Origin of the sequence: Bradyrhizobium sp. ORS 375, assembly GCF_000239775.1 — a bacterium.
GTDB lineage: Bacteria > Pseudomonadota > Alphaproteobacteria > Rhizobiales > Xanthobacteraceae > Bradyrhizobium.
The window spans coordinates 1-14,473 of record NZ_CAFI01000469.1; the positions used below are offsets into that span (position 1 = coordinate 1).

The window sequence follows — 14,473 nt, forward strand, 5'->3', positions numbered from 1 at the left end:
CCCTCACCGACAGCAGCACGTTGGACTCGCGCGTGCGCCAGCGATAGCCGATGCCGAAGTCGAGCGGCTGCGCACGCTCGAAGAGCCTGGCATAGCTCGGCTGGTACATGTCCGGAAACTTGTCGATCGGGCCGGCATAGCGCCCGAACGGGAAGAAGCGCCACGCGCGCGCATCGTAGCTCGCCAGTGGAATGCCGGAGTCATCCTGGATGATGGTCGCGCTGTTTCTGAGCAGCCAGCTCCGCACCTGGGAGAAGCTGCCCATATGCAGCAGATAGGAGGCGCTCTTCAGCAGGCTGTTGCCTGGGGCCAGCGGCTCGCAGAATTTCAGGAAGCCGCTCGCCTTCACGCCGGAGTCGGACAGGTCGGTCGAAAAATAGTATAGCGTCTTCTCGACGCCGTCGGCGCCGGCGAAGACGATGCGGGCTCCCTTGGTCGCGTTGCGGCCCGCCGGTTCGGTGGCCTCGTGCACCGCGCCGCTCTCATCCAGCCAGACCAGGCTCGCCGCGCGGATCGTCTTGCCGGTTCGCGCCAGAAACACGTAGAGGATCGGCAGCGTCCCCTCGATCTCGCCTTCGCGCAGATCGGTCTTCATGTCCTTGGTGATGAAGAACGAGAAGCTGAGGATCGACTGCAGGGAGCGCGCGACATAGGACAGCTCGGGCCCGATGCTGCCGCGTGGCAGCCGGGTGAGATCCGGGATAGGTCCCGTCGGCTCGAGTGCCGCCATCACATAGGTCGAGGCTTTCGGGTAGAAGGCGTCCGCATAGAGAAAGTCCGGCCCCGAGAAGAAATAGAACATCGTGGGGCGCGGCGCTGCGAGGTTGGCGTCCGTCCACGCCCTGATCTTCGACAACTGTCGCTGCTCGAGCTGATTGAACGCGTTGTCGAAGAACGCCGCGTGCCGCCGCCACGCGGGATCCTGGATCAGCGGCGCCAGCGGCGAGCCCGCCTGCGGCGCCAGGCCCGCCAGCACGCGCGCGGTGTCGTCGGGCGTGATGGTCTGAGCGCGGAGGTCACAGCTCATCGCGACGACGAGGCACGCTACGGCAAGGCACAGTCTCGACAACAGCAACATGATTCAATCCGGTCCCGGCATCGCTGCCACGACGGTGCGCGACCGCGCGTGGGCAAACCAATAGATCAGCAATCCCGACACCATGGCCACGGCACCGAGTCCGGCCTGCCAGGGCCGTGCAGCGACCAGGTAGTACATCATGAACCCGGTGACGCTGAGGAAGATCAAGGGCGTCACCGGATAGCCCCAGGCGCGATACGGCCGCGGCAGATCGGGGCTTGTGATGCGGAGCCGGAACAGGCCGAGCACGGTCAGGAACGAGCAGGACAACAGCGAGAACTGGACCACGTCGAGCACCGCCTCGAAGCTCTCCGTGAACAGCATCAGGGTCGAGACCCCCAACTGGAACAGCACCGCGTAGGTGGGAGCGCCGTTGCGCGACCGGCGGGCGAACACTGCGAGCGCCGGAATGTCCTCGCCCATCGTCATCAGCACGCGCGGACCGATCCACATCATCGCGGCAATCGACGGAACCAGTCCGATGCAGATCATCGCCGCCACGAAGCGTCCACCGGTCTCTCCGAAGATGTGCGCGCCGGCGATGCTGGCCACCTGCAGCTGCCCGGTGAGTTCGCCCATTGGCGCCGCCCGGAGGAAAACCGCATTCAGCGCCACGTAGAGCACGAGCACAACGAGCGTGCCTGCGAGCAGCGCGCGAGGCAAGGTGCGCTCAGGCGTGTGCAGTTCGCCGATGATGTAGGTTGCCGCGTTCCAGCCCGAGAACGCATACATCACGAACACCAGGCCGGTCGCGAAGGCCGCGCTGGTGACATAGCCGACGTCGGCCACGGCGGGCGCAAACCGGACCGGTTGCGGATCCGCAATGATCGCGCCGGCGACCAGGAAGGCGACGATCAGGCCGAGCTTCAGCACCGTCGACAGCAGCTGGAAACGGCTCGATTGCCGGATTCCGCCGAGTTGCACCACCGTCACGACCCAGACGGCGCCGACGGCGAGCACCATGGGCGGAACACCCGGCAGAACCGCACGGCCGTATTCACCGAACGCCATCGCCGCCAGCGCCACAGGGGCGGCGAAGCCGACGGTCGCTGACACCCAGCCCGCCATGAAGCCGACCGCGGGATGAAACGCCCGCGTCAGGAAATTGTACTCGCCGCTCGAGCGCGGAAACATCGTGCCGAGCTCCGCATAGGACAGCGCCCCGCAGATCGAGACGAGACCGCCAACGGCCCACAACAGCAGGATGGCAAAGCCCGATGGGAGATCCTTGACCTGGAAGCCGAGGCTGGTGAACACGCCGACCCCGATCATGTCGGCGATTACGATGGCAATGGCGACCGGCAATGACACGGACGGGATCGCCGCGCGGCCTGACCGGCCTGCCCAACTGGTGTCGTCCGCCTCGGCTGCAGCCATGTCGTCGACGGGCGCGTGACGCCCCTTCCCTCAAGTTTCAGGCTGATGGTCCGGCAAGACCATTCAATCATAGTTAACGCGTGCTAAATATGGCCGAATATTACGGTAATATGAAACCTATTTCCCGCGATTTGCCGCCTGCACGTTGCATCGGTCGAGGCTGGGTCCCACAATCGCGACACGATGACGTGGTGTGTCCTTCCGGCTGCGCCGGGCTCGACCGGGCCATCACCCTTAACGCGACCTCAAGGTCGGCGGCGCAGTTTGATTGAAACCGATAGCTGTGGCGGGCCTCTGGAGGCCCCGACCGGTTTTGGAGACGCATGATCGGGACTGGTCCGAGATCGTCATGGTGTCATCGCGTGAGCAAAAGGCCTCGCTCGCGCGGGCGTCGACACGCGACCTATCGTATCGTGACTCATGGCATCGCCGCGACGGCTCTCGCATTGTCATTGGCGCATTGCGGCCAGGCGCCCGATCCGGCCGCGCTCGCCGCCAATGCCGCGCCGACCCAGCAGCTGACCTTCGACGAGCGGTTTCCGGCGCCGGAGTTCAGCGACCGCTTCCCATCAGCGCAGGACAGCTTCAAGCTGCACACGCCTGCCGATTTTGCGCCGAAGCCGCCGCCCTATCAGGTCGCAGCGCTGGAGCCGCAAGCGCCGGCGCGACGGCCGCGGGAGGATCTGACGACTCTCGTCAGCATGAAGTCGTCGGCATTCCCCTATTTCGGCAACAATCCCGCGTCCGACGCACCATTCCTCAATGTCAGCAGCGGTGAGCGCCGCGGCCATCGCAGCTTCTCGGGCCGGGTCTACTGGCAGGACCAGACCTACAATGACAGCCGCGTGCTGGTGCACGTCCCCGAGCAGTTCGACGTGCGCAAGCCAGGCGTGATCGTGGTCTTCTTCCACGGCAACGGCGCCACGCTGGAGCGCGACGTGCGCGACCGGCAGCTGGTGCCGCAGCAGATCACCGGCTCGGGGGTCAACGCCGTGCTGCTGGCGCCGCAGATGGCGGTCGATGCCGCGGATTCGAGCGCGGGTAAATTCTGGCAGCCCGGCGGCTTCAAGCGCTTCATGGATGAGGCCGCCGTCAATCTGGCCCGCCTGTCCGGCGATCCCGCGAGCGCCAAGACCTTCGCCGGCATGCCAATCGTGATCGTCGGCTACAGCGGCGGCTTCCTGCCGACGGCATGGAGCCTCGAGGTCGGCGGCATCAGCGAGCGCGTGCGCGGCGTGGTGCTACTCGACGCGGTCTATGGCCAGCTCGACAAGTTCGCCAACTGGATCGAGCGCAACCGCTCCGGCTTCTTCATCAGCTCCTACACGCGCTACACCGCGCGCCACGATCAGGAGCTGATGGCGATGTTGCGCAACCGCGGCATCGAGGTGACCGAGGACATGGACCGGACGTTGCGGCCCGGCAGCGTGGTGTTCGTCGAGACAGACGAGGGCATCACGCATCGGGATTACGTCACGCAGGCCTGGACCCGCCACCCCATCAGGGACGTGCTGACGAAGATGGCGGCCGCCCAGCCGCCGATCCGGATCGCGGCCGGGGCGTCCGCCTCGTCGAGCCGCTGAAGCCGTCAGTTCGTCATCAGCACTCGATCAGCTTTTAGGCAGCTTCGGCATGTTCTCGACGAAGCCGTTGAAGCAGGCCAGCCGCTCGTCCTGCTCCTTGGTGAACTTGCAGTCGGCGACCGCCTTCGCCTTCATTGCCTTCGGCTTGGCGGCCGGAGGAATCACGGCGTCGTAGCAGTCCAGCCGCTCCTTGGTGCCGTCCTCGATCTCCAGGCAGGCCTGCAGCTTCACAGCCAAGGGCTGCGGCTTGGCCGGCGCGGCAGCTGCGGTCTTCGTTCCTTTCGGCTTGACCTGCACCAGCGGGCGGTCGCCGACCATCGGGGCGCCGCTCTGGGCCAGGGCCGAGGTGCAGAACAGCGCTGCGGCAAGGCTCAACATCGTCTTTTTCATGCCATGTCTCTCTCATCCGGCCGCGGGCCCGGGCGCTTCGCCCAGCCGAGACCGGCGCCTGCGATCGGCGCGATCTCCGCCCTCCAGCCTCCCACCCCAGCGGCTTTAATCCGGTCCGACCGGTTTTGCCAAGCGCCAAGCCGCTGTTTTGCGGTGGACCTCAGGCGAGCGCCGCAACCGGCGCCCGCGGCCGACTCGCCAGAATCGCGAGCAGCGCGAGCATCACCAACGCCATGGCGACATACCCGGTGGCATCAAGGGCGCCGCGGGCAAACAGGCTGCCACCGACCGCGGAACCGATCGCCTGGCCGATATAGAGCACCGAGGTGTTGAGCGACACCGAAGCCGACGCCAGCGGCGGCGCAGCGGCCACGAGGCGGACCTGCTGCATCGAATTGGTGGATGCAAATCCCAATCCCCAGATCGCGACCGCCACTGCCATGGCCGCATAGGTGCCGGCACTGACGGTCCAGAGCGCGATGCCCGCGAACAGCAGGCAGGTGAACAGCAGCGAGGTGCGATACGGCCCCCAGCCGTCAACGATGCGGGTGGCGATGACGACGCCGATGAAGCCGCAGACCCCGTAGATCGCGAACACCAAGCCGACCGCGTTGGGTTCGGCGCCGGTCAGCGTCTTCAGCAGCGGCCCCATGAAGGTGAAGATCACGAACTGCCCCGACATCTGCAGGGTCGTGACCAGGAGCAGCAGCACCACCATGCGATTGCGGCCGAGCTCGTGCCAGGTCTTCAGCTCGACCGGTGCGCCCTTGAGGCCCGATGGCAGCCGCCACGCCAGCAGCAGCAGGCTGACCGCGCCGGCGGCGCCGACCGCGAGATAGGCCGCGCGCCAGCCCGAATGGCTGCCGACGAAGGTGATCAGCGGCAGGCCGACGGCGGCGGCCAGCGACCAGCCGAGGAACACATAGGCTATGGTGCTGCCGCGCTTCTCCACCGAACTGATCAGAGCCGCGGTGCCCGCCGCCTGCGGTGTGTACAGCGCGCCGACGGCGAGCAGGACCAGGCGGATGGCGAGCAGGCTGGCATAGCTGGGCGCGAATGCCGAGGCGAGGTTACCCAGCGTCAGCACCAGCAACGTAAATGCCAGCAGGACACGGCGGTCGAAACGGCCGGTCAGCCAAGCCGTCAGCGGCGAGCAGATGCACAGCACGACGGCGCCGAAGGTGATCAGCAACCCGGCGGTGTGAACCTCGATGGAGAGGCCGGCGGCAAGCTCGGGCAGCAGGCCGGCGGGCGCCAGCACTGAGCAGCCGGTGACGATGTTGCCGAGCATCAGCGCGGTCGGCGCGAAGCGCGGCGGGGTTTGAACGTCGGTCACTGCAGCGGATGTCATGGCCGTTCAATAGCAGAGATTTTCATGCATCTGCATGAAAATTGCTCATGCCGCACATGACATCCTCTCCTGCCTCTCGTCAGCGCACCGGCTGCGCGGACGCCTGCGGCGCCGGAGTCTGCATCCAGGGGACCGGCGTCCCGGGCGGGTAGACCACGGCCTTTGACGGCGGACAGCTGTCCGTCAGCTTCTTCACCACGTTCTGCAGGCCGTCGCTCCCGACCGCGAAGGCCGCCGCGCCCGGACGCGCGCCGCTGAAGGACGTGTCGCTCAGCTCGACAGCGGCGGATGACGCCAGCGTCTTCATCTGGCTGCCGTTGAGGAACACGCCCCAAGTCTCGCGGTCGCCGGAGCGGCGCGGCGGCGAGAGGAAATTGAGCCTGAGATCGCCGCTCGCGAGCGAGAGAATTCCGGCGCCCAGCGCCGGTCCGGCATTGCGCTCGACATCGAGCTCGAATCGGTCCTGATCGAAGCAGACCAGCTGGAACCGCGTGGTGCGGAAAGTGGATTCGCCCCCGCTGCGCGACACGATGATCTTGTAGGCGATGCCGCGGCTGGAGGCTTCGAACATCCAGGGGCTGTCGATCCGCTCACGTCTGTCGAGCGCAAAACGCGCAATCTCCTCGCGGGTCAGGATGCGCATGCTCTCGAACGGCACCGACCGCGCCGCCGCCAGCAGGCCCGGATCCGCGCCGAGCTTGTTGATATAGTCGAGCACCATCTTGTCGGCCCGCTCCATCGCCCGCTGCAGCGCCTGCACCCGCATTTCGTGCGTCGGCACCCCGCCGGTGAAGTTCAGGATGACGCGCGGCGAATGCACCGCGAGCGTCACGTCCGGCGCCAGCTCGCGGCTGGGCGCGCCGAGAAGGATGTAGGGACAGGCCGAATTGCACATCGCCCCGCGGGTCCAGACTTCGCCGTGCAGCTCGCGGCCGGACAGCTTCAGCTTGGTGCAAACGTCGCCCTCCTGGGGCTCGAAGCCGCACTCGCGCACGGTGGTGCGTCCGACCCGGACGGAGGCCCTCTTCTCGCGCAGCCAGTTGCCGATCGCGAGCGCCTGCTCGACATTGCCGCCGGGCGAATTGAAATAGATCGGCAGCTTGCGCTCGCCGATCTGCTTCATGAACTTGCGCAGCCGCGCCGCCGCGCTGCCATCGATCTTGCCTTCCGCCGCGATCCAGCTGTCGCAGCCCGGACCGCAGGAATCGGGGCCCCCTTTGATGAGGGCAAACGCGATCGGCGCCGAGTGGTCGGCGATCCGCGGTGAAGCTGCGGGCTTCTTCGCCGGCTTGGCGTCTGCCGCCGGCTTGGCCGGTACGGCCGGCCTCGCCTGCACGGCGGGCTTTGGCGGCGAGGCCGGTCTGGCCGAGATTGCCGGCTTGCTCATCACCGGCTTGCCCATCAGTGGCTTACCCGTCGGCGGCTTGCTCATCGCCGGCGTGGTCGTCGGCGGCACCGCCGCGAACGACGCCGAGCCCGTCAGCACAGCCGTAAGCAAGGCGGCGGCGATCTGTCCGCCGCCACGCCGGATCGAAAACCAATGTGGCGTCTCCCCAACAGACACCATCGCCACGCGCCCCCACGCCCCAAACACTTGAAGTTGTATCATACCGGCACGCGGCGACAATGTCCGCACCGCAACAGGCCACCGCAATCGACCGGTTTTCCCGCCTGCCCCCTGGTTGCAGCCTGGAAATCCCCTGCTATACCCCTTGCTCCCGCTTACCTGCGCTCGTTCGCAGGAGTGAGCTAACGGAGAGAGACAATGCCTGACTCGAAATCCCCCGACCCGAAATCCGACCAGTCCAAGCCCGGCTTCCAGTACAGCCTCAGCAACCTGAAGCCCGCCGCTCCGGTCGAGAAGATCACCATCAGCTTCCCCGACGGCGCCAAGCGCGAATATCCCAGGGGCACCACCGGCTTCGACATCGCCAAGGGCATCTCGCCCTCGCTCGCCAAGCGCACGGTCGCGATGGCGCTGAACGGCGATCTCGTCGACCTCAACGATCCAATCCATGAGGATGCGAAGCTCGAGCTCGTCGACCGCGACGATCCGCGCGCGCTGGAACTGATCCGGCATGATTGCGCGCACGTGCTCGCGGAAGCCGTGCAGGCCTTGTGGCCGGGCACCCAGGTCACCATCGGTCCCGTCATCGAGAACGGCTTCTACTACGACTTCTTCCGCAACGAGCCGTTCACGCCCGAAGACTTCGCGGCGATCGAGAAGAAGATGCGCGAGATCATCGGCCGCGACAAACCCTTCACCAAGGAGGTGTGGGATCGCGAGAAGACCAAGCAGGTGTTCCGCGACAAGGGCGAGGCGTTCAAGGTCGAGCTGGTCGATGCCATTCCCGGCAACGAGCCGATCAAGATCTACTACCAGGGCGACTGGTTCGACCTGTGCCGCGGCCCGCACATGACCTCGACAGGCAAGATCGGCAACGCCTTCAAGCTGATGAAGGTGGCGGGCGCGTATTGGCGCGGCGATTCCAACAATCCGATGCTGACCCGCATCTACGGCACGGCCTTCGCCAAGCAGGAGCAGCTCGACGCGTATCTGAAGCAGATCGAGGAGGCCGAGAAGCGCGACCACCGCAAGCTCGGCCGCGAGCTCGATTTGTTCCATTTCCAGGAGGAAGGCCCCGGCGTCGTGTTCTGGCACCCGAAGGGCTGGAGCATCTTCCAGGCGCTGATCGCCTATATGCGGCGGCGTCTCGCCGGCGACTATGACGAGGTGAATGCGCCGCAGATCCTCGACAAGTCGCTGTGGGAGACCTCGGGCCACTGGAACTGGTACCGCGAGAACATGTTCGCGGCGCAGTCCGCCGGCGACGAGGCCGAGGACAAGCGCTGGTTCGCGCTCAAGCCGATGAACTGCCCGGGCCACGTGCAGATCTTCAAGCATGGCCTGAAGAGCTACCGCGACCTGCCGCTGCGGCTCGCCGAGTTCGGCGTCGTGCATCGCTACGAGGCCTCCGGCGCCATGCACGGCCTGATGCGCGTGCGCGGCTTCACCCAGGACGACGCGCACATCTTCTGCACGGAAGATCAGCTCGCCGAGGAGTGTCTCAAGATCAACGATCTGATCCTGTCGACCTACTCCGACTTCGGCTTCGAGGGCGAGCTGACGGTGAAGCTGTCGACCCGGCCGGAGAAGCGCGTCGGCACCGACGAGATGTGGGATCACGCCGAGCGCGTGATGGCGACCGTGCTGAACGAGATCAAGGCGCAGCGGAACAACATCCGCACCGAGATCAATCCGGGCGAAGGCGCGTTCTATGGGCCGAAGTTCGAATACGTGCTGCGCGACGCCATCGGCCGCGACTGGCAGTGCGGCACCACGCAGGTCGACTTCAACCTGCCGGAGCGGTTCGGTGCGTTCTACATCGACGCCGACGGCGCCAAGAAGGCGCCGGTGATGGTGCATCGCGCGATCTGCGGCTCGATGGAGCGCTACATCGGCATCCTGATCGAGCACTATGCCGGCAGCTTCCCGCTGTGGCTGGCGCCGACCCAGGTCGTCGTCACCACCATCACCTCCGAAGGCGACGAATACGCCAAGCAGGTGCTGGCGGCGCTGCGCCGGGCGGGCTTGCGGGCCGAGATCGATCTTCGCAACGAGAAGATCAACTACAAGGTCCGCGAGCACTCGCTGCAGAAGATCCCGGCGCTGCTCGTCGTCGGCAAGAAGGAGGCCGAGACGCATTCGGTGTCCGTCCGCCGCCTTGGCCGCGAGGGCCAGACCGTGATGCCGACGGCGGACGCGATCGCGGCGCTGGTCGACGAGGCGACGCCGCCGGACGTGCGGCGCCGTCAGCGCGAGGCGGCTTGAAGTCGTTTGGTGCCCGCACGAGCGCAGCGACATGCGGGTTCACCGCATCTGTGCGTGAGATCCCGGATGTCGCTCCCGCCGCAGCCCTAACGGGCTCCGGCGGGCGCTCATCCAGGCTGCGCGGCTATGCCGACAGGCTGGCCACCGCATTCGTGGTTATCCCTCCCCTGCCCGCCGCCTGCAGCGCCACGTCGGCGCAATCGGCCATGTAGAGAAACATCGTCGCCAGCATCTGCTCGATCGCTTCGCGTCCCCTCGGCAGGATGATGACGGTGTCGTTGCCGGCGCCGCCGCGGGCCAGAAGGCCCTTGTCCTCGGCCTCGCGGATCAATGACAGCACGTGCTTGCGCGACACCGAGAAGCGCGTCGCGAGGCCATTGATGGACAGCGGCACGGGCCGCTCCGGCGGGAACGGCTCCTCCGCTCCGCCGCCATGGGCCAGGCTGAACAGAATGACCATGCCGGCGGTGCGCTCGGCAAACGGCTCCAGCTCCGGCGCGCCGTCAAGCACGCGCAGACCGGCGATGAAGCGGCGGCCGAGCTCGAGCACGAAGGTCCTCACGAACGCCGTCTCGTTCAACGCCGCGCGATAGGCCACCGCGGCCGGGATGACCGCGCTCATCGCATCGAACTGCACGCCCCAGCGATCGCGATGCAGGGCAATGAGCTTGTCGGTCGGCACCAGCGGCCGCCGCCGACGGTCGAGATGTGGCGCCGCGGCCACCAGGCCGGCGGCGCGCATCAGCGCCAGCATCGCCTCGCAGCGGCCGCCGCTGCACAGGCCGAGCCTGACGCACATCTCCTTCATGGCGCCGACGGTGAGACCAAGCTCGCCGTCTCGGTCCTCCACGAAATGCAGATACAGCGCGACGTGCGGGAACAACGCCCGCGCCCGGTCGCTCAGCAGTGCATTGAGAATACGATCGCCGCGATACAGCCGGACGGCCGCGGCGGTCGAGGCCCGCATCGCATCGGCAAAGCCGGGCTGCCGGCGCAACCGCATGACGGTGTCAGCTGACGGCATCATTCCGGTCGTCGGCATGTCGGATCTGGCAATTGAAGCAGCCCCCTGAGGATCTCTCAGCGTTATGTTTTTACCGGCCCGCGCGAGGTTCGACAATTCGTTGGCCAGATCGCAGATCCGGACAGAAAGCCGCAGTTCCGACCCCCTGTCGCACGCTCCATCGCGCGAAATCAGTTGCCGGAGCAAGCCAGGGCTGCAGCCTCGCCGGACGGGTGGCCTCCGGTAGAAGCGATCAAAACCCGCTGGCCCGGCCTCGTTGCGAACCGACCCGCATGCTATCTGTCCGACGTGCAACGAACGAGATGCCCCGACGTGCCCGACGCCCTTGAACTGCTGAAGACCCGCCGCTCCGTCAAGCCGCGCGAGATGAGCGGCCCCGGCCCCTCGCCCGCCGAGATCGACACCATCCTGACCATCGGCGCCCGCGTGCCCGATCACGGCAAGCTCGCGCCCTGGCGCTTCATCGTGTTCGAGGGCGACGGCCGCCGCCGCGCCGGCGAGGTGATCGCGTCCGTGTTCGCCAAGACGCATCCGCAGGCGACCGCTGCCGAGCTCGAGGTGGAGAAGAACCGCTTCATGGAAGCGCCGCTGGTGATTGGCCTCGTCAGCTTCACCAGGCTGCATCCCAAGGTGCCGGCCTATGAGCAGGAGCTCTCGGCCGGCGCCAGCGCCATGAACATCCTCACCGCCGCCACCGCGCTCGGCTACGGCGGCTGCTGGCTGTCCGGCTGGTTCATGTTCGACCGCGACGTGATGGACGGCTTCGGGCTGAAGCCGGAGGAGAAGCTCGCCGGGCTCATTCACATCGGCAGGCCGACCAGGCCCAGCGAGGACCGCCCGCGCCCTGCGCTCGCGGACATCGTGACGAGGTTCTGAGCGCGGCAACGTCCGCCGTCGTCCGGGCGAACGCCGGAACCCATAACCACCGGCGGCTGGGGTAGCAGACTCTGGGTCGGCACGGCCCTTCACCCCATCGCCCTGTGGCTATGGGTCCCGGATCGGCGCGTGCCTGCGGCACGCTTGTCCGGCACGACATTTGTGGGTGTGACGATCATCATCCATCACGCCGCCTTCGACGCTCTCGCGCCGAACCGGGCCAGCAGGCCGGCGATCTCCGAGGCCGGTCGCGCGGCGCTGAACAGGAAGCCCTGGACCTGATTGCAGCCTTCAGCGCGCAGCCAGTCGAGCTGATCGGAGGTCTCAACGCCTTCGGCCGTGGTCGTGATGTTGAGGCTCTTGCCCAGGCCGGAGATGGCGCGGACGATGGCGAGGCAGTCGGAGCGGTGCGCGAGATCCTTCACGAAGGAGCGGTCGATCTTGATCTTGTCGAACGGGAAGCTGCGGAGATAGCTGAGGCTGGAATAGCCGGTGCCGAAATCATCCATCGAGATACGGATGCCGAGCCCGCGCAGCTGATGCAGGATCGCGAGATTGGCCTCGGTCTCGGCCAGCAGAATCGACTCGGTGATCTCGAGCTCGAGCCGCTCCGGCTGCAGCGCCGACTGCGCCAGCGCCTGCACCACCACCTGCACCAGGTTGCGGCTGCGGAACTGCACCGGCGAGAGATTCACCGCAACCTTGATGTCATCGGGCCAGCGGGTGGCTTCGCGGCAGGCCTCGCGCAGCACCCATTCGCCGAGCGGCACGATCAGGCCGATGTCCTCGGCGACCGGAATGAACTCCGCCGGCGAGATCATGCCCTTCTCACGATGGCGCCAGCGCAGCAGGCATTCGAAGCCGGAGATGGTGCTGGTGGCGACGTCGACCAGCGGCTGGTAGTGCAGCTCGAACTCGCCCTGCGCAAAGGCGTGACGCAGATCGTGCTCCATGTCGCGGCGCTTCTGCGCCTGCAGATCCATATCCTTCTCGAAGAAGCGGAGCACGCCACCGCCCTCCTCCTTGGCGCGGTAGAGCGCCATGTCGGCATTCCTCATCAGCTCCTCGCTGGTCGAGCCGTCTGACGGCGCGAGCGCAATGCCGATCGACGCGCCGATCACGAGCTCCTGGCCGTCGATCTCATAGGGCGCGCTCAGGGCCTGGATCAGCCTAGCCGCGAAATCGCTGGCGTCGTTGAGCGACGCCACATCGGCCAGGATGACGGCGAATTCGTCGCCACCGAGCCGCGCCGCCAAATTGCCGCCCTGCACCTGCTCCCTGAGCCGGTCGGCCACTGCCTGCAGCAGACGGTCGCCCATCGGATGACCGAGCGAGTCGTTGACGTTCTTGAACAGATCGAGATCGACGCACAGCACGGCCATCGATCGGCTGCCGGCCCCGCCGGGCTGCAGCGCGTGCCTGAGGCGCTCCTGATACAGTTCGCGATTGGGCAGATTGGTGAGGCCGTCATGATGCGCCATGTGCGCGATGCGAGCCTCGACCTTGCGGCGCTCGGTGATGTCGACGATCGCGACCAGAAAGCCGTCGCGTCCGTCGTGGCGGATCCGGCGGCCATAGGCCAGCACGTCGATCAGCGAGCCATCCGCCTTGTAGTGCTGCCATTCGCGATGGAAATCGTCGCGCGCCGTCAGTCGCGCCATCGCCTCGTCGAGATTGGCCGTATCGCTCTCGGGCCAGAGATCCCAGATCGTCATCTGCAGCAGACAGTCGCGATCGTAGCCGTAATGCTCCGCGGCCGCGGCGTTGATCTTGAGGATGCGACCGGTTGCGCTGTCGAAGATGCCCATCGGCAACGGGTTGGCGTCGAACAGCAGCCGGAACGACGCCTCGCGGCGCTTCAGCGCCGTGACGTCGGAGATCGTGAGCGAGACGATGTCGCCGAACGCATGCACGCCGAGGCGCAGGCTGCGATCCTCGCAATCAAGCTCGAACTGATCGCGACCGCTCTGCGTCACCACGGCGAACAGGCGCGCCAGCACGTCGGGCGTGCCGAGCATGGTGCCGCCCTGCCGCAGCCGCCGCCATTGCAGCTCCTCGGCCGAAAGCTGGAGCTGGCTCGCAGCAGATCGATTATGATGGACCACCTGGAAATCGCAGGGCACGCCTTCGCTGTCGCGAATGGCGGCGAGCGAGACGACGCCGTCCTCGGTGGTGGAGAAGATCGAATCGAGCAGATTGTACTGCCCAGCGCGCTCGTTGATGTAGGTGCCGACCAGCGTCCTGCCCCAGCGCGAGGTGGTCGGCAGCGCCAGCACGTCGTAGGTGCGCACCATGCCGTCGCGCACGCAATACGCCGTCGACAGATGCGGCTGGCAGCTCGTCACCGCGCAGATCGCGGCTTCGGTCAGCACGGTCGCACAATCTGGCGAGACGGATTCGACGGGAATGTCCCAGCCGTCGTTCTGCAGCCATTGCTGGACATAGCGACCGCTGCGGGTGATCTCGAGCCGTTCGTCCTCCTCGCGCAGCAGCGCGACGTGGTCGGCGAGGCGGCCGAGGCTTCCGAGCATCACGTCTTCATAGCGGGGCATGCTCTGGCCGGGCTTCAATGCCGCGTGCCATTTGCGCTTGAGCACCGGAATGTCCTCGAACAGATCATTGCTGACCGTCGCGGACGTCTTCTTCTTCGCGGCACTCATCGCATCGTACTCAATCGCCAGCTGCTCGTAGCGGTATCCCATGCAGATTTGTTTTTAACGGGCTGTGAATCCAGATTGGCCGTGCAACGCATGCAGCGAATATGACAGTTCGAAGTCGTTCCATGGTTATCGCGCATTAGAGACTATGACAGCCGCGTCGCGCCTCCGACCGGAGACGCAGGACATCCTGAGCTCGCTGCAGTTAGTTGCGGCAACCAGACGTGACGGTGCGATCTCGCGGCGAGACATCGGCCCGAGTGATGCATCGTGCTGCCCTCGATCATGTGAGGGCGCAGGGAGGA

10 protein-coding genes are annotated in these 14,473 nt (G+C 66.4%); 3 read left to right on the forward strand and 7 right to left on the reverse strand.

From position 1 onward, the window contains the following. Nucleotides 1–1,078 (reverse strand): hypothetical protein (locus BRAO375_RS32060; RefSeq protein ID WP_035643283.1); only part of this gene is annotated, 1,078 nt, incomplete at its 3' end. Between the two features lie 3 nt (nucleotides 1,079–1,081). Continuing rightward, on the reverse strand, nucleotides 1,082–2,455 hold the full coding sequence (locus BRAO375_RS32065) for an APC family permease (RefSeq protein ID WP_009031588.1): 1,374 nt from the start codon (nucleotides 2,453–2,455) through the stop codon (nucleotides 1,082–1,084). Nucleotides 2,456–2,778: 323 nt separating this feature from the next. On the opposite strand from BRAO375_RS32065, the gene BRAO375_RS32070 reads away from it, so the two are divergent. After that, nucleotides 2,779–4,038 (forward strand): alpha/beta hydrolase, encoded by a 1,260-nt coding sequence (locus BRAO375_RS32070; protein WP_502688996.1) that lies wholly within the window; start codon nucleotides 2,779–2,781, stop codon nucleotides 4,036–4,038. 27 nt (nucleotides 4,039–4,065) lie between these two features. On the opposite strand, the gene BRAO375_RS32075 is transcribed toward BRAO375_RS32070, so the two are convergent. From BRAO375_RS32075 to BRAO375_RS32085, 3 genes are all read right to left on the reverse strand, one after another. After that, nucleotides 4,066–4,428: a hypothetical protein gene (locus BRAO375_RS32075; protein WP_009031590.1), complete on the reverse strand. Its 363-nt coding sequence runs from the start codon at nucleotides 4,426–4,428 to the stop codon at nucleotides 4,066–4,068. 160 nt (nucleotides 4,429–4,588) lie between these two features. Continuing rightward, nucleotides 4,589–5,779 carry an MFS transporter gene (locus BRAO375_RS32080; RefSeq protein WP_009031591.1) on the reverse strand — a complete coding sequence of 397 codons (1,191 nt, stop codon included), beginning with the start codon at nucleotides 5,777–5,779 and terminating at the stop codon, nucleotides 4,589–4,591. 79 nt (nucleotides 5,780–5,858) lie between these two features. Continuing rightward, complete coding sequence (locus tag BRAO375_RS32085; RefSeq protein ID WP_244423390.1) at nucleotides 5,859–7,346, reverse strand: COG3904 family protein; 1,488 nt, start codon at nucleotides 7,344–7,346, stop codon at nucleotides 5,859–5,861. A 198-nt stretch (nucleotides 7,347–7,544) separates the two neighbouring features. On the opposite strand from BRAO375_RS32085, the gene thrS reads away from it, so the two are divergent. Then, nucleotides 7,545–9,611 (forward strand): threonine--tRNA ligase, encoded by a 2,067-nt coding sequence (gene thrS, locus BRAO375_RS32090; RefSeq protein WP_009031594.1) that lies wholly within the window; start codon nucleotides 7,545–7,547, stop codon nucleotides 9,609–9,611. A 124-nt stretch (nucleotides 9,612–9,735) separates the two neighbouring features. Here thrS and BRAO375_RS32095 read toward each other — a convergent pair whose 3' ends face one another. Further along, a complete protein-coding gene (locus tag BRAO375_RS32095; protein ID WP_009031595.1) occupies nucleotides 9,736–10,653 on the reverse strand; it encodes a hypothetical protein in 918 nt (305 codons plus the stop codon). Nucleotides 10,654–10,947: 294 nt separating this feature from the next. On the opposite strand from BRAO375_RS32095, the gene BRAO375_RS32100 reads away from it, so the two are divergent. Further along, complete coding sequence (locus BRAO375_RS32100; protein WP_009031596.1) at nucleotides 10,948–11,511, forward strand: nitroreductase family protein; 564 nt, start codon at nucleotides 10,948–10,950, stop codon at nucleotides 11,509–11,511. 185 nt (nucleotides 11,512–11,696) lie between these two features. Here the strand turns inward: BRAO375_RS32100 and BRAO375_RS32105 are convergent, their stop codons facing one another. Beyond that, nucleotides 11,697–14,213 (reverse strand): putative bifunctional diguanylate cyclase/phosphodiesterase, encoded by a 2,517-nt coding sequence (locus BRAO375_RS32105; RefSeq protein WP_009031597.1) that lies wholly within the window; start codon nucleotides 14,211–14,213, stop codon nucleotides 11,697–11,699. Nucleotides 14,214–14,473: the final 260 nt, after the last annotated feature.